Origin of the sequence: Peribacillus sp. Aquil_B1 (genome assembly GCF_022603275.1) — a bacterium.
Lineage (GTDB): Bacteria > Bacillota > Bacilli > Bacillales > DSM-1321 > Peribacillus.
In genome coordinates this window covers 1890514-1912496 of the sequence record NZ_JAKXEE010000001.1, presented here as the reverse complement: position 1 = coordinate 1912496, position 21983 = coordinate 1890514, and the positions used below count along the sequence as shown (strand labels likewise).

Genomic DNA, 21983 nt, shown 5'->3' with positions numbered 1-21983 from the left:
TCCTTTAAATTAAATTTAACTAAATCTTAATGGATCATCTGGATCTGGTTGAACCGCATCCGGAGTTTTCCTTCCTGGTCCAGCCATTGTCAAATTAACATTAAGTATTTCTAATTCTGGTTTTTTCCATTCTTTTTTCATTGTTTCACCTCCCTTCAAAAATGTTTTTTTATAAATCGTGACACGATTAAGGTTCGCATTAATATCCTGAAATCATCATCAAACACTTTTTCTGGTAGTGGTTGTTTGATGCTATTAAGTGCTTTTTTAACTTCATCCATGCATAAATATTCTGACATGACTTCATCCTTACATAGACTTTGAATTTCAGCTACGAAAGAACTCCAAGATGAAGCCATTCTATGAATTCCATCAGAGCCTTGAATCCCACGTGTTTTGTCATTCAACCTAACTTTATCGGGCAGATACCCCTTAGTTGCCCTTCTTATTAAGGAGCGATCCTGTCCATTTAAGACATATTGAGATTCCGGAACTGAATTACAAAATTGGATGATACGAAGATCGTTGGTTGGATCACGCTCAGCTATAGAATGTCTTAACGATAGCTTCGTAGAAATATTACCATTGATATTCCAATAGTATAGTTGTTCAAATTGCGTTTTTTTCATCGCAAATGCATTAGTATTGATAATACCTTTAACATCAATATTGTGTTCTTCTAATTTAGTAAATACTTTTGTCCTTCTTGCGAACTCAGGGTTGATTAACATAGGATAAGGTGTTTCCGCTGAAGATAATGGTGGGAAGGCTTTTTTTCTTACCGCTGTCATCACTCTTGATTTGTTCACTCCATGATTTTCACTGAAATAATATACTTCTTTGTATAAATGAAACCATTTAAACTGCTTCAATAAACTGGCTAGATAGTCTAAAGCATGTCCCCATGATATGGTCCAATTCCCTCTTTGACCATTAAGAAGCACTCTTATATTTTCTTGTGCTGCCTTCTCATAAATTCCTTTTAGCCAAAAACTATTTTCATAATATTTATAAGGCATTTCAAGCACTTCAAGCCAATCATCCACCTCTGATAAAGGGCTTTTATCTTTAAAATCCAAATAATGATCCTTGATATTTCCTACATATTCAACAGTAGAAGATATAAAAGGCCTTTCATCAGCTACTCTACTTTTGGATGTCCAATCAACAAAATCCTCAACTGGTACATAGCTGTATGTATATAATTGTTTTTTTTGCTCATCTAAAGCCCTGGCTGCAAAGCTAACGACCGATCCAGAGTCCAGTCCTCCACTTAAATGTGAGCCAATATTGTATGTAGTTCTTAATTTGGATCTCACTACTTTATCGAAAACTTCTCGGAAAGCTTCTTCATATTCTTCATTCGTATTTAGCTTCAGTTTTTCTTGTATTTTTATAAAAGAGTATCTGGAAAAATTTACACTTCCATCAATGATCGTTATTGAATGTGATGGTGGTATTTGTTTAATGTTCTGATAAACGGTTGAAGAGGAATCTACTGATTCCACATTAATGGGAATGGCCAAAAACTCCGATAACCACTCCTCATTCAATCTCTTTTCTATATATGGCAAATTAAGTAACGGTTCAATTGTTGTACAAAATGCTAATTTATCTTGATTTTTAAAATAATAAAGAGTGCGACTTCCTGAAAAGTCACGGGCTCCGAACAATTTGCGTTGTTTTTGATCCCAAATCATGAAAGCAAATTCACCAACCAAATACTTTGGTGTTTCCTCTTCCCACTTATAATAGGCAAGCAGAATCAATTGGCTATCCGACATATTTAGTCGGTCAGAATACTTAACCTGTAATCGTTCAAATAATTCTTCCCGATTATCAATGATTGCGTCAGCGGTAATGACAAGCTGTCTGGCATAATCAAAAAATGGCAGAGTTTCATTCACCGATTCAGGGGTAATCCATTGATTATGGCAGCCAAATAGGATATTCTCATCATTCCATATTTGAATGCTGTCTGCCGGAAATTTATGTAATGATTTCATTAATATATCCCCATGATGGAGATTGATCGGTTCTTGGTTTAAATGATAGAGGCCAGCAATTGCGCTCATTTTTTTCCTCCTGCCGGTGAATGTTCATGATACAATAAATTATGTATATATGTTCTTGTAAAAGAATTTTCCAAGCTATAATTAATGTATATTCCAAATATGTTCTTTATAAAGAACGTCTCTATGTATAAAGTACCACCTTCATCAATCTTCTGTCAATATACAACAAATAATTTTTGCAATTATTAAACTTCTCCATTCTTTATTTATTTCATATTTCGGATGATTACTTTAAATAATATATTGAACGTTGAACATGATAATTGAATCTGAATCACACTAAAACCGCAAAATATTTTTCTATAAATTGAGGTTTTTCATGAAATTTTATCCATCATATGAATATACTAATCTATAAGGGGAGTGATTCAGATAGCTTTTTTAAATGCCTTCAATAATTTTAAAAAAGGGAAAAAGTCAAAGAAAATAAAGAACATGGATTTTAGGGAACAGCATGTAAATAAATCGTCTGAGCTCATTGGGAACAATGAAATTGTCCAAAATATAATTAACAATCACCTTTCCAAAAAAAATAACCACTTGTAGGGTGGTTTTTTTAATTATTATGGGAAATGGTTTCATTCTTTTCCAGCTTCTCGCTCGCTTCGTAAATATAGTTATATTGTAAATAGTAATCGTATATGACGTTTTGCAGGATTTTAAGCAGGGATTTATCGAATGTATCGAATTCAGTTTGATAACTATTTAAGACAGTGACGAATTTCCCATCCATGTTTTCGAAATAAAAGAGCAGGAAATTTTTGTAATATTCACTATCGCTGTTACTTTTATTCGTAATGCACGGATCGCCGGTTTGAATGGACTTATCAAGCATCGCTTTGATGGATTTAGGCAGCTTTGCTTTTTTGAACTGGTTCAGGGTATAGATATCATAGGTAAATGAGAGTCCTAATTGATCGGAATAAAAATCCACGGCACAGTCCAATGTATAGATTAATGGTGTTTTAAAGTCCTTGCTGTTGGCAATTTCCTCTGATATCTCCAATTGAAATTCCTCGGATGTTAAATACGCAGCAAATTTCATTTTTGAACTGCTCATGCTGAATACTTCATAAACGGCTGCATCTTGTTTTTCAATTTCAATTTCGATATTAAAAAATTTAAAGTGTTTTAAACGGTAAAAAGCAATCGGTGCTAATAGGAAAAGCAATATCCAAACTAGGTAAAGAAATAACGTATTAAAGATTATTTGATAAAATTCAGACGTTACGATCGGTTCGATGATTAACGATATCAATGTATGTTCAAAGCCCTGAGAAATAGGGGGTGCAGGTACAACGGTTTCCTCTGGCTTTTTCAATGTTTGGATACCTAAATGAGCCATCGCAACTAGCGTATAAACAAAAATTAAAATTGTTCCAATCACATAAAATTTTGGCATGAATCCAATAATCCTGTCGAAAACAGAAATCCGTTTATCTTTCTGCTCCTCTATAGCCAATGTGGTTGCTCCTTTTAAGATTATTAATATCAGGAAAAGTCTTCTGGGATTTAGAACTTCCTGGAGACTGCCTATTAAATTTATATGTTTGCTATTATGTTAAAATACGTAAAATTCGTTTAATCATTGACATATTCCAAATTACTTTCGACGTTTTCATTAAATTTAATAATATTTCGTCGTTAAAAATGCCCAACCTCTTCATTGAAAATGAAAGGATGAGCAAATGTTTAGGGTTTTATTTAGGACGGCCCTTTATCGCAAATTCTTCGACCTTCCTTAAAAACAACTCCATGGCTTTTGATGCTTCGAAGTCCAACTTTTTCACGATTGAAAAAGGTCTTATAATGGGCTCATTTTTCAAATGAAAGGTTTTCAATTCATTGGACTTCAATTCTTTTTGTACAGTCAATCGGGATAAAAGGGCAATGCCAAGCCCAGCCATCACCGCTTCTTTCACTCCTTGGATACTGGTGAAAATAAAGGTTTTCTTTATGTTTAACTCCAGACTGCTGAGAAGTTTATCGGAATATGTACGGGTTCCCGATCCTTGCTCCCTTAGTACCCATGTTTGGTTTTGGAGCAAGGCACCTTCGATGAGATCCATCTGTGAAAGTGGATGATCCGGGGGGACGACAACGATCATCTCGTCATTCATGAATGGTCTGACATCTATATCTTTATATTCCGTTTCACCTTCAATCAAACCGATATCAAGCCTATTCGAACGTATTCCTTGAATGACATCATTTGAATTCGAGATGATGATTTGTATATCCACCTTAGGATATTGAGCCGCAAATTCTGCTAATACTTTTGGAAGATAATACTCCCCTATCGTGAAGCTTGCACCTATTTTCATCGTTCCGCTAACCACGTTATTAAATTCATTTATTTCTCTTTTTGCTGTCTCATAATGATTAATCATTTGCTTTGCATGTCTATACAATATTTTTCCCGGCTCTGTTATTTGAACTTGTTTGGGAGAACGATAAATTAATTTCGTTCCTAACTCATTTTCCAGATTCCTTATGTGAAGACTGACTCCTGGCTGCGACAGGTTCAGAATGTCCCCTGCTCTTGAAAAGTTTTTCTGTTCGATTACGGTTACGAATACTTTTAATGGATCCATGGTTACCTCCCTATTTACCTATGCGTTTCATTTTATCATAAGTAGGAGTTATCATTGAAATAGCAAAAATATATTTCACTTATTTTTAATTAAGCTTTAAAGTTAAAGCATCAACATAGATGGAGTGATCACACTGGAACAAACAAACGTTGAAACTAAAAAACTTGGATTTACAAAAGGAATAGCATTGACTTTGCTAATTGCCATTGCAGCAAAATATTTAGCAGAGCTTCCATTCCTTCATATAATGGGACAGTTAGTCATTGCGATACTGATTGGTGTTGTTTGGAAATCGCTAATTGGCGTCCCAGCCTACGCCGTTGCAGGGACAAATTATTCAAGTAAAGTCCTTTTGAGAGTGGGCATTATCTTATTGGGCATGCGTTTGAACCTAATGGATATTTTTAATGCCGGTCCGAAAACATTTGCAGTTGGTGCCATTAGTCTTGCATTTGCTATATTAGTAGTTTACGGAATGACCCGTATATTTAAAGTCGAGAAAAAGCTAGGCATATTGACAGCTTGCGGAACGGGTATTTGCGGAGCTGCTGCCATCCTGGCAATTTCCTCCCAAATAAAAGCAAAGGAAAAAGATACAGCAATAGCTGTAGCGACGGTTGCTGTTTTAGGCACAACCTTCACTTTCGGATATACGATCCTATATCCATTATTGGAGTTATCCGATCAAGGATATGGTATTTTTTCGGGTGCGACACTCCATGAAATTGCTCATGTCATCGCTGCAGCAGCACCAGGGGGAAATGAGGCAGTCGACTTGGCAGTGGTGGTCAAATTGACAAGGGTGGCCCTGCTCATTCCCGTTGCCATTTTAATTGGGTTCATCATGAATTGGAAAGACCGATCAACAGTTACCGGGAAGAAATTTTCCTGGAAGTCCATTCAGATACCGTGGTTCATTTTTGGATTTTTATTAATGAGTGCCATTTACTCTACTGGTGCAGTTCCTGAACCTTTAGCTGATAAACTTGTTATGCTTTCCTATATCCTCATGGCTATGGCCATGGCAGGCCTAGGATTGAATATTGACCTTGTAACTTTTAGAAAATATGGCGGCAAACCTTTTTTAGCCGGACTGATCGGCTCTATCTTATTGACATGCCTCGGGTATGTATTGGTGCAGGCATTCCATTTAAATTAACTTTTCAAAAAAAAAACAAGCATCCCTTATTCGGCATGCTTGTTTTTTTCTATTGGATGCGGAACATTGGCACCATAAAAAATTTCATCCATCTCCGTTTGAAGCCTTTCTATAATTTCTTGCCTTTCCTCTTTATTCAGCTTTTCCTCTGTATAACCGAATAAGTAATTATTAATATCGAACCTTCTCAGCTTACATTTTGTGTGGAATATATTTTCCTGGTATACATTCACATCAATCATGTCATATAAACCCTTTACTTCATCAGGAATATAGTTTTGAATGGAATTAATATCATGGTCAATGAACAATTTCCGCCCATCTTTATCTCTCGTAAAGCCTCTCACTCGGTAATCGATCGTGATAATGTCGGTATCAAAGGAATGAATGAGATAATTAAGGGCTTTAAGAGGTGATATTTCTCCACAAGTAGAGACATCGATATCGGCCCTGAATGTGCTAATGCCTTCATTTGGATGATATTCAGGGTATGTATGTACGGTAATATGGCTTTTATCCAGTTGCATGACCACATTATCAGGTAAAGGCCCTGGTGATTCCTCATAAGTCCCCATAGGTACTTCGACGACAGGACCTTCTGAAACAAGAATGGTTACACTGGCGCCTTGAGGGACATAATCCTGTTTGGCCGTATTTAAAACATGTGCCCCTATTAAATCAGAAACGTTGTGCAAAATCTTCGAAAGCCGCTCTGCATTATATTGCTCATCGATATAATCCAGGTAGGCCTCCCTCTCTTCCCTTGTTTTTGTGTAACAAATATCATACATATTAAAGCTTAAAGATTTCGTAAGATTATTAAAGCCATGAAGTTCAATACGCTGCTCTGGTGTAAGTTTCATGCTTGATTCCCCTTATATTTTTTTAGGACTATCCTTATAGTTACCCTTTTTCTGAAATAAAAAACTAAGTCTGCGAGCCTAAGCTTCTGCCTTCTTATCGGTAAGCAAAGAAAAAGCCATTGCATGAACATGCAACGGCTTTTTTATTATCTTCTATGCAGTATGAATTTTTTTCTTTTTTACCGGTGAAAGAATTCTTTCCAGCCATCCGAGTATAAGATCTGAGAGAATGGCCATCAATGCCGTCGGGATTGCTCCTGCAAGTATGATTGCCGTTCCATTTGAAGCATTCGTTCCCCTGACAATGATATCCCCCAGTCCGCCTGCCCCTACGAATGTACCGACAGCAGTTACTCCAATTGCAACGACAAGCGCTGTACGTAAGCCAGCCATGATGACAGACAGAGATAATGGCAGTTCGACCATTCTAAGTAATTGCAGCTTCGTCATCCCCATTGCCTTTCCAGATTCTAAATAAGCATGATCTATACTTGTAATACCGACATAAGTGTTCCTCAGGATCGGCAGTAAGGAATATAAAAACAATGATAAGATTACTGTATTTGTTCCTAACCCCATTACTAGCATCAAGAGAGCGAGCATAGCCAATGCCGGTGTGGTTTGTATGACATTCGTTATCGAAAATACCCAATTGCTCAATTTCTTATGTTTTGCGATGAAAATGCCTATCGGGATGGCTACAATGGCTGCAAATAAAACCCCATAAGCTGACATTAAAAAATGGCGATAAAATTCAGTAAGTACATACATCCAATTCTGTGAATAATAAGTTCCCAGCTGTTGCAAGATTTCCATTAGTTTTCACCTCCCATTTATTCAAAATAATTATGTGCTTTAAGGAATTCTGAAGCTACGACCGATGGCTCCTTCAAGTTCCCATCAACTTCATAGTTCAGTTCCTGCATGGTTTCAGTAGTGATTTCGCCAATTAACTTATTAAGTTCATCCTCAATCTCAGGATATCGTTTCAATAATTCTTCGGTAACGACCGGTGAACAGTCATATGGTGGGAAATATTGTTTATCGTCGTCTAAAAGCTTCAAATCATTCACCTTAATCCGTCCATCTGATGAGTATGCAAGAACAATATCCATCTGTCCATTTTTGACTGCATCATATACCAGGCCAATCTGCATCGGATAAGTTTCTCCAAATTCCAATCCATATGTATCGACGAACCCTCTATAACCATCCCCTTTTCTTTTCAGCCAAGCACTATCTACACCTAGCCTTAAATGATCTGCATCCTTTTCCAAATCAGATATTTTCTGATACCCTTTTTCCTCAGCCAATTCATTTGAAATCGTAAAGGCATACGTGTTATCGAACCCATAGGAATCAAAAAATTTGAACCCATATTGTTTTTTGAATTCCCTTTGAACAATTTCCATCGCCTTTACTGGATCCTTTTCAATTTCCTGTCCCAGGACACTCGTTAAATCCGTACCTGTATATCGAGTTGCGGCTATGTCTATATCACCGGTCTCCATCGCTTTTTGCTGAACGAAATTGGAACCTAGATTTTTGATGATTTTCGTATCAAGTTCCGTATTCCTTTCAAGGAGTTGAGCAATCATGTTCGCAAGGATTTCGGATTCGGTCATGCTTTGGGCACCGATCTTTACAGTAGATTCAGAAGATGACCCTAAACCAGGCAAAGAACAGCCGGTGATCATTAATGAACAAACTAAAAGGGCCAGTAAAATTGTACGTCTCATTTTTTTATACATGGTAATCCTCCTCAAGCAACTTCCTTCATACCTTTCAATCCTTTTGGAACGACTTTTCGTTCAATGATCGAGAATACATAATCCACTAGGATAGCCATGATGATTACCGGAACTGCACCTGCGATGATATATTCTGTTTGGTATAAATTCAAACCGATAAAAATGTAATCTCCAAGTCCTCCGCCTCCAATAAAGGAAGCCAAAGTGGCCCACCCGATCAAATAGACGGAAGCCGTACGGATACCAGCCATAATGACTGAAAGTGCCAGCGGGAATTCTACCAGACGAATCCTCTCCCAGCTTGTCATCCCTATGCCGCGGCCGGATTCCAGCAGATTTTTATTCACGCCTTTAATTCCTGTGTATGTATTCCTGAGTATGGGTAAAACAGAGTAGAAAAATAACGCAATGATTGCGGGTGTTTTCCCAACGCCGAGGAAAGGAATGAAAAAGGCCAGGACTGCAAGGCTTGGCAGTGTCTGCATGATGTTTGCCATTCCAATTATTAGTGAAGCGCTCCTTTTCATCCGGGTCAACATAATTCCTAGTGGCACGGCAACTATTATTCCGAGGAAAACAGCGATCATGGATATATATAAGTGCTCCCATGCCTTATAAATCAATTCTTGCCAGTTCGTTTGTAAAAAATTGAGCAAAGCTTCCATCTGATTCACCTCCTAAAACATTTCTGCCATTTCTGCCATTTGATTTTCTTCCTCTCCCCATATGCTGTCATATACGATGTCGACCAATGTTGCCCTAGTGACAATTCCGACCAAATGTTTATTCTGGTCAACCACCGGCACATATTTGAACCCTCGCTTTAAAATCTTCTGAACAGAATCACGGATTAAAGTATCCTGTTTGACTGAATAGACTTCAGTATTGATGACTTCATTGATAAATTTAGCTTTTTTTCGATACTCACTGATCGTTTCAACATCTACGAAGCCTTTTAAAACATTTTGCTCATCAACCACAAGTAAAGAATCGACCCTTTTCTCCCGCATTATCGTAATAGCTTCGGTAAGGGATTTTTCTTCTGTAATGGATATTGGATTTCGACTCATGATTTGTTCGACCAACTCAACATTTGGTCTTGTTTGGAGCAATCGATCTTTGCCGATGAATTCTTCCACGAACTCATTGGCTGGGTTTCTGAGAATTTCATCCGGAGTTCCCACTTGGACGATTTCACCAGCCTTTAAGATGACGATCCGGTCCGCTAGCTTAATGGCTTCATCCATATCATGGGTAACAAAAACGATTGTTTTATCAAGTGTGCGCTGCAAATTTTTAAATTCCTCCTGAAGGGCATCGCGGGTGATTGGATCTAATGCACCAAAAGGTTCATCCATCAAAATGAGTGGAGGATTGGAAGCAAGTGCTCTGAGAACGCCTATCCTTTGTTGCTGCCCGCCGCTCAATTCGTAAGGATACCTTTCCAGGTATTCGGGTCCCATATCGACAAGCTTAAGCAATTCCAGTGCGCGTTCCTTTTTCTTCTGTTCATCCCATTTAAGAAGTTTTGGCACGAGGGTGATATTTTCAAGAATCGTCATGTGAGGGAAAAGTCCGATTTGCTGGATAACGTACCCAATCTGTCTTCTTAATTCGACTGGATCTTTATCCATGATATTTTCACCATTAATAAATATCTTGCCTTCAGATGGTTCGATAAGGCGGTTAATCATTTTCATTGTCGTTGTTTTACCACATCCACTTGGACCAATGAAGCAAATGAACTCCCCTTTTTTTATATCCAAAGATATATTCTTTACAGCTTTCTTTCCTCCCTTATAGATTTTCGATACATTTTCGATTTTTAACATTAAAAGCACCTCCATCATTCGCATACAATTACAAATTTTACAAATATATTAATTTTTCATATGCACAGTCTCTTGTACCCATTAGATAAGCTGTTTAAACCTTTTTATTTAAAAAACTAGTCATATGTAATTATATTGAAAAAAAGGTATAAAAAAACTTCCTCATTTAAAATGAGGAAGTTGCTTGATTTAAAGTATTAATAATGAATTAAAAGCCGATATTTTTAGCAATCAGAATTTTTACCGTTTCATCTGTCCCTGTAAAGAATCTTGACAAAGGAATGTCCCGGTGACGCCGGGTAATATTTTTATCTTCCATATATCCGTATCCATCGTGTAACTGCATGCACTTTTCAGATATTCGCTTAGACATCTCTGTTATCCAATATTTAGCCATTGATACTTCAGTTATGATATTCTCCCCAGTCATATGTTTACAGATCAACCCATCAACAAACGTCCTTCCCAGTTGAATATCGGTCGCAATTTCAGCAATGGTAAACTGTGCAGTTTTAAATTTACTTATTTTCTTGTCAAATGCTTTTTGTCCTTTTATAAAATTCATCGTTAAGTGAAGCATGTCTTTCGCTGCGATTAAAGACCCAATTGCACACATTAGTTTTTCTTGTTGCAGTTTTTGAATGATATATGAAAGACCCTTCCCCTCCTCACCAAGGAGGTTGCCAATAGGTACTAAAGCATCATCGAAAAATAGCTCGGCTGTGTCTGAATTTCCCAGTCCTGCATTACCCAGCTTTCTTCCTCGTGAAAACCCTGGTGTATCTTTATCAATGAGCAGTAAACTGATTCCGTCCTCGGAAGTGCCAGCATTAAGATCAGTTTTACATGCTACTATCATGATGTCAGCTTTAAAGCCATTTGTGACAAACGTTTTAGCTCCATTGACTATATAATACCCCTCTTTCTTGATGGCTGTGGTTTGAATATTCGCTATTTCAGAACCTATTCCGGGCTCTGTGAATGCAAAGGCGGAAATCATTTCTCCTGTAATGAACTTTGATAAATACTTTTGTTTTTGATCTATTGTTCCGAATGAAGCTATATAAGGGGCTACAACATCTGAATGAATGGATATTCCGCCTAAGGCTGAACCAACCATTTCCAATTCTTCTGCCAACACAACTGAATATCCAAAATCTGCTCCTAACCCACCGAATTCCACATCAAGCCCCGGACATAAAAATCCATTATCTCCAATCTTTTTCCAAAACGAGCAAGGTATCCCCCCCTCTTTTTCCCATTGATCATAAAAGGGGACAGCCTCATTGGCGAGGAATTCACGAACTGATTGTTTAAATAATAAGTGTTCTTCCGTTAGGAAGGAACAGTAATCATCTTTATTGATTGTCAGCGTGCTAACCATGGGTTAACCTCCATCCGCTAATGGTTTTATTAAATACATCAATGTGAAAATAACTTATAATCACTCCCGTGAAAATATGTTTAACGCCTCAATGTAAACGATAACAATAACAAATCATCAAAAAAAAGTTCCACAATATTCATGTTCAACAAAAGTATCGATTTCCCTTTAAAAAATCTATTTTTTACCATTTTAATGATGTATTACTTAACTGCTTTGAGTATGGGTTTATCATATATTCTACCGAGGTTATTTTTGAAATATTAATTGGATTAGATTAATACGCCCTTCTTTTGTAAAACTCACTTTTCCCATTTTCTCGACAAAATGTTCGTTTTAATTAACTCAATATGGATGTTAGCACAATAAGAAACAGTTATATAGCAACGTTTATGGTATAATCAAGAGAGAAAACGCTTACAACAAAAAGAGAAACTGATTGTTCGGAAAATTCATTCTTTTGGGAGTCGATGAAGGTTGACAGTTAAAGAACAAACCATCTTTAATCATATTGGAAATAAAATAATAACAGAAGATCGAGAAATTAACGTAATTACTAGATTAGAAGAACCTCTGATTGTAGTTTTAGGAAATGTTTTAAGTGACGATGAATGTGACGAACTTATTAGCTTGTCAAAAGACAAAATGCACCGTTCCAAAATTGGAGTAAAACACGAGGTAAATGAAATAAGAACAAGCAGTAGCATGTTTTTTCAAGAAAAAGAATATGACATCATAACTAAAATTGAAAAAAGAATATCATCCATCATGAGTATCCCCATTGAACATGGAGATGGTATTCAAATACTTAAATATACTCCTGGTCAAGAGTATAAAGCTCATTTTGATTTTTTTTCATCTACAAGTCAGGCAGCAAAAAATAATAGAATTAGCACAATCATCATGTATTTAAATGATGTGGAACATGGAGGGGAAACCGTTTTTCCTAAACTGAATTTTTCAGTGTCTCCGCGAAAAGGAATGGCAGTATATTTCGAATATTTCTATAACGATAAAAACCTAAACGAACTAACTTTACACAGTGGAGCGCCAGTTATCACTGGTGAAAAATGGGTTGCGACACAATGGATGAGGAGACAAAAAAATAGTCCGCAGATTGATAATGTAAACGCTGGACTATAAGTGCCTCATTTTTAGGTGCCAAATGAACCAAGGCACCTATTTGTTCATTTGGAATCGTTTATTAAAAATGGCCAAACGAATGGAATCAAAATAATAATGTTCCTTTAAACTTTATAGCGCTCTTGATCCTAAACAATCGATTCGTTTCAAAACATGCTTTTGCCCTATTTTCTCATTAAGCTTTATTTGATAATACTCTGTTTTTATTTAAACACCCTCATTTACCTTTGTTGCTCTTTCTAAAATTATCGTAATCAGTTTTAATGTAATGAAATACCTTCGCGTTGCCATTATGGTCAGGATGAGTTATTTTTAATAACCCTTTATATTCTGCTAACACTTCTTTATTGCTCGCCATTTTAGAAAGCCCTAATTTTTCACTATAATCATTAGATGGAGCAGTGGAGTCAATATTATCATTATTTCTGATGTTTTCTTTTAATTTTATCAATTCATTACGTAATTCAATATTTTCTTTTAATAAATCCTTTGTTTCATTTTGTAATTCACTTTTCTCATTCTTTAGTATGGCCACTTCCTTTTTGAACATATCCCTTTGCTGAATCAATATTCTTTTTGCAGTTTCATGAAGTTCTTCGATTCCTTCTATATGCTTATCTTGAGTTTGTATTTTCAATTTTAATCGATGTATGATCTCGTCCTTATTTTGATCTATAAAATCATTTATAGCCAGCTTTGAAGCCGTTTCATTGCTTATGTATCCAGTGTTCCTCTTTCCGTTTCCCGCATTTTTAATTTTACCTTCACGAAGCCAGCGCCTAACAATTTGTATGCTGTTACTTTCTGTTATTCCTGCATCTTTTAACATTTCAAATGCTTGATCTGTGTCATCCATTATGTATCCGGTTTTTCTAATCCCGTTTCCTCCCTCATATTTAATCTTACCTTCACGAAGCCAGCGTCTAACAGTTTGTATACTGCTGCTTTCTGTTACTCCTGCATCCTTTAACAGGTCGAAAGCTTGATCTGTGTTCAAGTTGTTACCCCTTCCCCTTATTACTCAATGTAATATTACTACGATTGATATTAGCCTATTAAAAGGAATATATTTTGCAAACAATAACGGCTAATTTATATGCCAGTGTTTTAAATGATAGCATAGCCATTTTCTAAACAAAGAACAAACAGATGAAGAATATATGACGAATATCACAGAGAGATAACGATAAGGTATCAAAGTGAAAAGTGGTGGGACCAGAACATTAACGGTTAATGCGTAACTCATGATTTCAATGGTGGAGTTCGGTTATCAAGAGCCATATAAACTCAATTTGAATCCATGGTCAGGGAAAGTGTGAAGATTACCCAGCAAGGGTTATTTTGGAATCTTTCTGAAGCGGCGGAATGAACTTAGACAGCATAGGAAAAGCAAAAGCGATAGGTATCATACCTATAATTCCATAAGGAGTACCGCAAGCAACACGTTGATCTACTAAAAAAAACCAATCTCTCAGTGATATAAAATTGAGAAATCGGGTTTTTTTATTACAGTTGCAACTAAGTCGCCAAAGCAGCTGCTATTCATTAACTGGATATTATTGTTGACCCTCTGTATACACTTGAAAGGTTACACCGAATTTGTCTGTGACAATTCCATATGCAGGGCTGAAAAAAGCTTCCTGCAGCGGCATTTTCACTTCTCCGCCTTGAGACAAAGTTTCAAAAATCCTTTTTGATTTTTCAATCTCGTTTATTGAAATACAGATCGTGACTTGATCTCCAGAGTGACTGGGTTGACCTGGAAACGTATCTGAAAACATGAGATCCGTTTCCCCAACCCTTAACATTGCGTGTGCCACAAGATTTTTTGCTTCTTCTGGCAGAGGAAATTCCGGATTTTCTGGCATTTCTCCAAAAGATTGATTAAAAAGGACTTCTGCATCCAATGCTTGCTCGTAAAATTGGATCGCTTCCTTCGCATTTCCGTTCATCATTAAATATGGAGATAATCGCATGGTCATAATTAATTTGCTCCTTTTGCTATAGTTTTTACAAAGCATAACTTAGATTTCCAAGATTCCTTTTGAACTGTTCAATGGAAATAACACTATACCATTATTACCCATGATTGCATTTTATAACAAGGAACATGTGTTCGTCAACAAAAATCACTTGAATACTAACAATTTTTCATGTGACAGACTAGTTTAAATAAAATATTAAATGATTATCCCACTAGCTTAAAGTGTTTGTATTGTTCATGACCACATTGTTACAAAACACTGAACCATTCACCATGGAATTTTCTTCGATTAAACACCAACAGATGCTTTTGCATTAAAAAATCTATTTTTTGTTTGTTATTCATAAAAGCTATAGAAGCAGGAGAAACCACGGTCCTTATCAAACCTAAAGTTCATGACACCCAATTACGGAATTTCTTGAATCTCTTTGCTATAGACTAATAGAAAAATCCTTCAGTGTTCCTCTTTTAGCCGTACTTAACTAAAAAAGGAACCTGATGGATTTGCATAGACTAATCAAATCTTTTTTACATCCGCAGCCGATTCGTCTTAAAATTCCCCGCCCTGTACATGGTAAATTTTCTCTCCTGCACTTTGCCTTCCATATGTAGAGTACCAATAAAAAAATGAAGCGAACAAAAAGTAGTCCCGAAATACACCACTTATGTAGTATATTTTGGGGCTACTTGACGTTTACTTTATTTTAGCGTTCATAGTTTACTTAAATACTGAGTAGTCAGTCTTATATTCCGGACTATCAGTTCTTTTCATTCCAATTTTTTTGAAAGTTTGTCTGGGCATTGATCTTTTGTAGCTTAGAATCATACTAATTTGCACCTGGTTGACTAATGATCTCAGACTAAGTTTGTATCCCACTATTATATAAGTTACCCATCTCGTTTCAATTCTCACGTTCTAAAAAAGATGGAAAATAGCTATAGAATGTTGATATAAGAGGAAGTGATTAATCTTGTAAAAATAAGATATTTATTTTTTGTAGCACAGATTTAACTATATAACCGAAAAAAATTAACGTTTTTCTTCTAAATATAAAAAAAGAATTATAACCAATTTCACATCCCAATTAACTATAACTATTAAATTATTTCATGTACAATTCCTAAACTCAAACCTTCGTCATTTGCAAACATGTACCATTCTTCATCTCCCTTTTCATCATACAATTCTTCTGAGATGTTGGTATTCCCCACAATAAAATCCTTAATACGATTATCTAAACGATCATAGAAATTCATTGTATTTTTAGCCTTCTTAGAAGTTGATTGAACAGACATACTTCCATCATGTATGAGAATTATTGTATTGGGATATGCTTTTCTATAATGTCCACTAATCAACAGTAACGCACCCATAGAAACACAAGATCCTACACCAATGGTTTCAACTTTCGTTTTACTTGATTTAATAGCATCAATGGCAGAAAAACCTGCCACTACATCCCCGCCATCAGATGTTATATAAATTTGTATTGTCTTTCTTTTATCTATTGGAATATTCAATTCTTCATCTTCACGATTCCATTCTTGAATCCAATAAACAATTTTATTTACAATGGTTGTATCCACATCATAATTAAAATAAATTTTCCGTTCTTTTAGTCCAAGGTAAAACTGATACTCCTCAAGAGAGTCAGGTAAACTTCCGATTATCTCCAAATATTCTTTATTGAATTCAACGTTTCTCATTATTAATCCTCCTTAATAATATGCTGTGTTATAGGTGAATAAGGGTAATACACAATCATATCTATTTATTAATTTATTCAGCAAGTACAATCTTCGCAACAGCATTCATCATCATTTTAAAGTACATTATTTTCAGAAAATAGATAAGTGAAGTGAGAATTCGCTCCATCAAAAAAGGACCTGATCAATTAGGTCCTTTTTGTCTTTAGTCTATTCGTTTCAATTTGGTGAGCTATAAACTTAACATTGTGATATTGTTTGTTTATTCTTATTAACTTGCTTTCATTTCTGAATCTAGTCCTTTTTTAAGGGCAGGTAACTTAGAATCTATCGATAGGAATCGGCTTCCATTTAAAACTAGATGAATTGCAATAATCATAAGAACGAGATCCAGTTCGTACCCTGAAGCTTCTCCATTCCCCATAAAACCTGCAGGGAATTTCACATATACAATTGCACCAGCCATGATGAATACAAGGAGGGCAGATATTATTCTTGTTCCAAGACCTAAAATTAAAGCAATTCCTCCAAATAATTCAATAACACCGACTACATAGGCCATAAATCCCGGAATGCCTATACTTTGAAACCATCCAGAAGTGTTCTCCAATCCACCTTGGAATTTTGACAATCCATGTAACAAAAATGAAATTCCCAACATAACTCTTAATAAAAAGGTACCGATCTCTTGTTTATTCATGTCACATCTCCTTATTTTTACTTAACACTACAAAGTGTAGTGTAAGGTGGTAAAAAAATCAAGTGAAAGTCATCAGACAATCACTATAGTCATTCCCAAAAGTATAAGCAAAACATAAATAGAAACAAAAATCGTAGTAGTTTCAGCCTTCAAAGGAATTTTTTTATGGGGATCGATTAATTGCTGAAGCCTATAGTTAACTGATTCATTGGAGAAGTGGACAAGGACTGGCGAGGATTCATCAGTGTAACCATGTTTAATTAACTTCAACAAAGCAGTACTTATGCCTAATTCAGTCCCCATTTTATTTATCGCATTTTCGTCGGCTGATAGTTCACTTATTATTTTGTAATTTTTATGACACCATTTTGTCAGTGGGACAAACCATAAAGCATCTGATAACAACTGTAAAATAAAGATTACCAGCGGATGATATTTTTTTTGGTGATAGGCTTCATGCTCTACTACCGCTTCTAGCTCATCCAAGTCCAATAATTTAATTAAACCCGAACTGAACACAATGAATGGACGCCAAAAACCAAGCGTAAAAGCAAGAGGCTGGTCAGCATTCACAACTAAGATATCATTGTTGACCCGGTTGAATGTTTCATTTACAAAACTTGTCATTTCAACATTTTTTGAAAGAAAAAGCTTTTGTTTAAACCTTCTGGATAAGAAATACTGCTCTGCAATTTTGAATAGGGTGCTCAATAAGCTATAGGAAATTATTATACTGAGCAGGGTGACGACTGCAAAATAATATACTGAATCTTCCTTGAATAGACTAAAGCAAAATTTAAAAAAGTTTGCTTTTATATTCACACCAAAAAAGATGTGTACCAAAAACGCTCCCATTTGGCACCATACTACACAGGCAATTAAAAGACTCAGGCTTATCACAAAATAAGACTTCCTCTTCCACATTATAATTTATCCTTTTTTAACGATTGAATTTTTTGTTCCAATTTTTCAATTAAATCTTGGTCAGCGTCTTTCATGGCATCCAGCATATGGCTTATGACTGATCCACCAAATTCATCGAGCAAATTCTCAGTCAGTTTCTTTGACTGCTCTTCTAAAAACTCCGCTTTGGATTGAACTGGACGAAATAATGAGAGCCTTCCTTCAGACCTCTTTTCAAGAATTCCTTTTTCGACTAAACGATTCATGACGGTCATCACTGTGTTGAAATTGATAGGTTTGTCAGCTTCCAATGATTGCTGAACCGCTTTGATGCTCTGTTCATCTTTATCCCATAAATATTCCATGATATTAGCTTCCAATGGACCAAAGAAACGATTCAGTCCAACTTCATCATATTTAAAATTTTTAATATTCATCCTTTACCACCTCCCACTACAAATTGTAGTGGATATCATTCTTACAATCAAGTTCATCTGGAAGATTTGAACATTGTTTTCCACACCAGGCACTCTCTTTCGGTATGGCGGTTCGGGAGCCTGCAGGGTCTTCCTTGGACACGCTTTCCCCACAGGATTCTCGAACACCCGCTCCAATCAACTGAAACGTTTATAAATAAAAACAGTAGGCAAGCTGGCTTTTCTTCGAGTTTGACTACTGTATGAAACGGGCCTTTTACAGGCTCGTTTCACCTAATTAATAGTAACCCTTTGTGCAAGTTTCTCTATTTCATCAGAATTATAAAAATGATATCCTTTTGCCGTCGTTTGGGCGGTAGCGTACATCGCAGCAGCTACTTTGTTTGCTTCTATTGCACGATATGGACGTAAAGGGCCTACAAAAACAAATTTTACAAAAGTACTTAGCAGCCCAGAAATCTTTTCACCTGCCCTGAATTCCTTGCGTTCTCCTAGAAGTAAGGAAGGGCGGAATATATGTACAGCATTCATTTCCAGGCGTTGAAGTGTTCCTTCCACATCCCCCTTAACACGACTGTAAAAAAACTTTGATTTGGAATTGGCTCCCATGGCCGTAATGACGAGTAGTTTTTCAACATTGGATGTCTTCGCCATTTTAGCCGCTTCGATTACATAGTCATAATCAACTTTACGAAAAGCTTCCTTCGATTTAGCCTTTTTGATCGTTGTACCTAAACAAATGAAAACATCGGTGACGTTGAACAAATAGGCATATTGGGACAAATTATCGAAATCCACAACATGTCCTATGCACTTGGGATCCGTGTATTTCACTTCCCTCCTAGTAAGAAAATGGATTTCGCTATAGATTTTGCTGTTGCTTATTTCTTTAACCAACTGGGTACCGACCACACCTGTAGCGCCTAAAATCAATGCCGTCTTATTAGTCATGAATTTCCTTCTTTCCTTCATCAGCTACTGAATAGGACTAAGATAAATGTTTCACTTGATTGAAATCATCAATTATCCAAGAATCGACGTCAAATCTAATCGTACTCAAACATGCATTGAACAAGCGCATTTCATTTGAGACGATTGACTCGTTTGACATCAAGCGTAAAATAAAATGAATGACCGCACCATGTGCAACAAGTATAACTTTCTTCTGAGGATACTCCCTTTGAATTTCCTGAAGTCCATTCATCAGCCTGTTTCGTAAAGATTCCTGATTCTCCTGACCAGGATATTCTTTATCAATGAATGCTGAAGCCCTTTCAGCTGCTGTCATTCCTTCAGCGACGCCAAAATTCTTTTCTATGAATTCCATTTTTTCAATAACCGGGACTTCAATATGATGCGAAATGATATCTGCCGTTTCCCTTGCCCTTTTTAGTGGGCTTGAAATAATTACATCCCAGGAAGCCTCTTTCGACAAATATTCACCACATTGCCCCGCCTGTATCCTTCCTAGTTCATTTAAAGGAATATCAGTCTGCCCCTGCAGTTTCCCTTGTGCATTCCAATCTGTTTGACCATGCCGCACTAAACAGATAGTAGTAATTGTCCTCAAACCCTTCTATGTAAATTATTATTTTTTCACTTCTTCAATGATGGAGTATCCTTCAGTCTGTTCTAGATCTGACCATTTCCATTTTTCATGCAAGCGTATCCTTCCATCTGGCAACATTTCAGGAGTGGAAAGGCAGCTGCCTCCTCTAATTTCACCTTTTTCATTGATATGATTATACCTGAATTCTAAGGAACCATCCATATTGACAAGCCCTATTAAAGTCCCTTTAACAATCTCTCCACCGTGATAACTTGCTGAAAGAATTGAACCTTCTTGTGAATAGTGGAAGGACGTATTTCCTGATACTTCTCCATTTTCAGAATTGACTACAGCTTTGAAAACCCGACCATCATAATTAAACATCATCATCTTTCCCCCATATGAATTAATAAGGATAATGATACCAAATTAATCAAAAAATGAATATTCAAAAATCTTATAGGATTTTAATTCTGTGTCAATGGAAATGACACAAAAAATACATAATATTCCCCATTGAATTCCCCTATTATGTTGTGGTTAGATTATGGAAGATGTTACTTATGGAATGAACAATCCCTTAGGTGAAACGTCTAATCAAACTGGAAGATGTTGGTGAGGTGCTCAATTGAAAGAAATACTTCTGATTCTACTATTACAACTTATTTATGTTCCGATTTATACGTTGCGAACCATTTTCTTAGTAAAAAATATTACCATCCTTGCCTCGATACTGGGTATCGCAGAAATGTTAATATACGTTTTTGGATTATCCCTAGTATTTGGCGGTGACCAAAGCATACTCGCCATGGTTGTATATGCAGTCGGTTTTGGAATCGGAATAATTTTTGGTACGAAGATTGAGCAAAAACTTGCCATCGGTTTTATTAATGTAACCGTAAATACACAAACCAAAAATGAACAATTGGTAGATACATTGAGGAACAATGGATTTGGTGTAACGCTTTATACGGGCGAGGGCCGGGATAGTAACCGTTATCGGATGGAAATTTTGACAAAACGCAATCGGGAACAAGAATTGATAGCGACCGTTGAAAAGTTTGAACCTAAGGCTTTCATCATTTCATATGAACCACGTTATTTTAAAGGTGGTTTTTTATTGGACCGATTGAAAAATAAAGCAAGCTGAATGAAATGCAAAAGCCCATCTTGTTATGATGGGCTTTTGCATTATTTCGTTTTTGATTTTCTAATCTTAACTGCTCTCGTTACCGGTTGTTTTTTGATCCACTTTAAGTATTTTTTTAATGCTTCATCATCTTTTAACAAAAGCACGCTATATAGTCGGATGGCCAGCTCTCGGTTTGAATACAGTGCGTGAATCTGTTTGTGACAAGATTTACAGAGATAGGAAATGGGTAAATGGCTGCCACCTAATTCTCTAGGTGTTAAATGATGGATAGTCAGTTCTATCTCTCCCCTGTCACAAAGCTCACAAGTACCTTTCATCTCATCAATCGGCCGTTAAGGCTTAACGGATTTTCCTTCTTCAACAATATGAAACATCAAATGGGCAAGATGATGGATTGGTCCATACTCTTCATTGTCATCATCTTCTTCATCTTCCACTTCCACCTCATCCATGCCTTGTAAATAAAGTGCCATGAACTCATAAAAATCATTTTTAGTAAAAGAATAACAATCACTTGGATCCTGATTATCTTCTTCATACTGTAAAACTAGATGAGATAAATCCCCCTCATCATCTTCAGCATCAAAAAATACAAAATATCCGATATTTGTATCCAGTTCAAATAGTCTGCGAAAACCGCGTGATGTTGCTTTTTCAAACTCAGCCGCCGTCAATTTTTGCACTTGCATGCTGTCTACATTATCTTCTTGATGAAAGCCCACGATAAATGTGTTCATAATCAAACCTCC

23 protein-coding genes are annotated in these 21983 nt (G+C 36.2%); 3 read left to right on the top strand and 20 right to left on the bottom strand.

The window, feature by feature from the left end:
- Positions 1–15: 15 nt before the first annotated feature.
- The 4 genes from MPH60_RS09460 to MPH60_RS09445 form a co-directional block, all read right to left on the bottom strand.
- Positions 16–141: a paeninodin family lasso peptide gene (locus tag MPH60_RS09460; RefSeq protein ID WP_241594528.1), complete on the bottom strand. Its 126-nt coding sequence runs from the start codon at positions 139–141 to the stop codon at positions 16–18.
- A 14-nt stretch (positions 142–155) separates the two neighbouring features.
- On the bottom strand, positions 156–2075 hold the full coding sequence (locus MPH60_RS09455; protein WP_241594529.1) for an asparagine synthase-related protein: 1920 nt from the start codon (positions 2073–2075) through the stop codon (positions 156–158).
- 556 nt (positions 2076–2631) lie between these two features.
- Entirely contained in the window at positions 2632–3537 is a 906-nt protein-coding gene (locus MPH60_RS09450; protein ID WP_241594530.1) for a hypothetical protein, read from the bottom strand.
- Between the two features lie 238 nt (positions 3538–3775).
- A complete protein-coding gene (locus MPH60_RS09445; protein WP_241594531.1) occupies positions 3776–4669 on the bottom strand; it encodes a selenium metabolism-associated LysR family transcriptional regulator in 894 nt (297 codons plus the stop codon).
- 133 nt (positions 4670–4802) lie between these two features.
- Here MPH60_RS09445 and MPH60_RS09440 point away from each other — a divergent pair, with 133 nt between their 5' ends.
- Positions 4803–5828, top strand: a complete 1026-nt coding sequence (locus tag MPH60_RS09440) for a YeiH family protein (RefSeq protein ID WP_241594550.1) — start codon at positions 4803–4805, stop codon at positions 5826–5828.
- Positions 5829–5854: 26 nt separating this feature from the next.
- Here the strand turns inward: MPH60_RS09440 and speD are convergent, their stop codons facing one another.
- From speD to MPH60_RS09410, 6 genes are all read right to left on the bottom strand, one after another.
- The gene (gene speD / locus MPH60_RS09435) at positions 5855–6691 is read right to left on the bottom strand and encodes an adenosylmethionine decarboxylase (protein WP_241594532.1); all 837 of its coding nucleotides are present in this window, start codon (positions 6689–6691) and stop codon (positions 5855–5857) included.
- Positions 6692–6844: 153 nt separating this feature from the next.
- On the bottom strand, positions 6845–7507 hold the full coding sequence (locus MPH60_RS09430; RefSeq protein ID WP_241594533.1) for an ABC transporter permease: 663 nt from the start codon (positions 7505–7507) through the stop codon (positions 6845–6847).
- 17 nt (positions 7508–7524) lie between these two features.
- The gene (locus tag MPH60_RS09425) at positions 7525–8442 is read right to left on the bottom strand and encodes an osmoprotectant ABC transporter substrate-binding protein (protein WP_272492865.1); all 918 of its coding nucleotides are present in this window, start codon (positions 8440–8442) and stop codon (positions 7525–7527) included.
- A gap of 11 nt (positions 8443–8453) precedes the next feature.
- A complete protein-coding gene (locus tag MPH60_RS09420; protein ID WP_241594534.1) occupies positions 8454–9107 on the bottom strand; it encodes an ABC transporter permease in 654 nt (217 codons plus the stop codon).
- 12 nt (positions 9108–9119) lie between these two features.
- Entirely contained in the window at positions 9120–10274 is a 1155-nt protein-coding gene (locus MPH60_RS09415; protein ID WP_241594535.1) for a betaine/proline/choline family ABC transporter ATP-binding protein, read from the bottom strand.
- Positions 10275–10482: 208 nt separating this feature from the next.
- Positions 10483–11658 carry an acyl-CoA dehydrogenase family protein gene (locus tag MPH60_RS09410; RefSeq protein ID WP_241594536.1) on the bottom strand — a complete coding sequence of 392 codons (1176 nt, stop codon included), beginning with the start codon at positions 11656–11658 and terminating at the stop codon, positions 10483–10485.
- A 477-nt stretch (positions 11659–12135) separates the two neighbouring features.
- Here MPH60_RS09410 and MPH60_RS09405 point away from each other — a divergent pair, with 477 nt between their 5' ends.
- The gene (locus tag MPH60_RS09405; protein WP_241594537.1) at positions 12136–12801 is read left to right on the top strand and encodes a 2OG-Fe(II) oxygenase; all 666 of its coding nucleotides are present in this window, start codon (positions 12136–12138) and stop codon (positions 12799–12801) included.
- A gap of 217 nt (positions 12802–13018) precedes the next feature.
- Here MPH60_RS09405 and MPH60_RS09400 read toward each other — a convergent pair whose 3' ends face one another.
- From MPH60_RS09400 to MPH60_RS09360, 9 genes are all read right to left on the bottom strand, one after another.
- Positions 13019–13798: a hypothetical protein gene (locus MPH60_RS09400; protein ID WP_241594538.1), complete on the bottom strand. Its 780-nt coding sequence runs from the start codon at positions 13796–13798 to the stop codon at positions 13019–13021.
- Between the two features lie 559 nt (positions 13799–14357).
- Positions 14358–14783 carry a VOC family protein gene (locus tag MPH60_RS09395; protein ID WP_241594539.1) on the bottom strand — a complete coding sequence of 142 codons (426 nt, stop codon included), beginning with the start codon at positions 14781–14783 and terminating at the stop codon, positions 14358–14360.
- 1100 nt (positions 14784–15883) lie between these two features.
- A complete protein-coding gene (locus tag MPH60_RS09390; protein WP_241594540.1) occupies positions 15884–16492 on the bottom strand; it encodes a ClpP family protease in 609 nt (202 codons plus the stop codon).
- Between the two features lie 271 nt (positions 16493–16763).
- The gene (locus MPH60_RS09385) at positions 16764–17192 is read right to left on the bottom strand and encodes a DoxX family protein (RefSeq protein WP_241594541.1); all 429 of its coding nucleotides are present in this window, start codon (positions 17190–17192) and stop codon (positions 16764–16766) included.
- Between the two features lie 72 nt (positions 17193–17264).
- Entirely contained in the window at positions 17265–18035 is a 771-nt protein-coding gene (locus MPH60_RS09380; protein ID WP_241615818.1) for a M56 family metallopeptidase, read from the bottom strand.
- Between the two features lie 80 nt (positions 18036–18115).
- Complete coding sequence (locus tag MPH60_RS09375; protein ID WP_241594543.1) at positions 18116–18532, bottom strand: BlaI/MecI/CopY family transcriptional regulator; 417 nt, start codon at positions 18530–18532, stop codon at positions 18116–18118.
- A gap of 273 nt (positions 18533–18805) precedes the next feature.
- On the bottom strand, positions 18806–19483 hold the full coding sequence (locus MPH60_RS09370) for an NAD(P)H-binding protein (protein ID WP_241594544.1): 678 nt from the start codon (positions 19481–19483) through the stop codon (positions 18806–18808).
- A 37-nt stretch (positions 19484–19520) separates the two neighbouring features.
- Positions 19521–20093 carry a histidine phosphatase family protein gene (locus MPH60_RS09365; RefSeq protein WP_241594553.1) on the bottom strand — a complete coding sequence of 191 codons (573 nt, stop codon included), beginning with the start codon at positions 20091–20093 and terminating at the stop codon, positions 19521–19523.
- Between the two features lie 27 nt (positions 20094–20120).
- The gene (locus MPH60_RS09360; protein ID WP_405389678.1) at positions 20121–20471 is read right to left on the bottom strand and encodes a n-acetylglutamate synthase; all 351 of its coding nucleotides are present in this window, start codon (positions 20469–20471) and stop codon (positions 20121–20123) included.
- Between the two features lie 238 nt (positions 20472–20709).
- Between MPH60_RS09360 and MPH60_RS09355 the strand changes: the two genes are divergently transcribed.
- On the top strand, positions 20710–21231 hold the full coding sequence (locus MPH60_RS09355; RefSeq protein WP_063233682.1) for a DUF2179 domain-containing protein: 522 nt from the start codon (positions 20710–20712) through the stop codon (positions 21229–21231).
- Between the two features lie 335 nt (positions 21232–21566).
- Here MPH60_RS09355 and MPH60_RS09345 read toward each other — a convergent pair whose 3' ends face one another.
- Positions 21567–21971 (bottom strand): cytosolic protein, encoded by a 405-nt coding sequence (locus MPH60_RS09345; RefSeq protein ID WP_241594546.1) that lies wholly within the window; start codon positions 21969–21971, stop codon positions 21567–21569.
- Between the last annotated feature and the right edge of the window lie 12 nt (positions 21972–21983).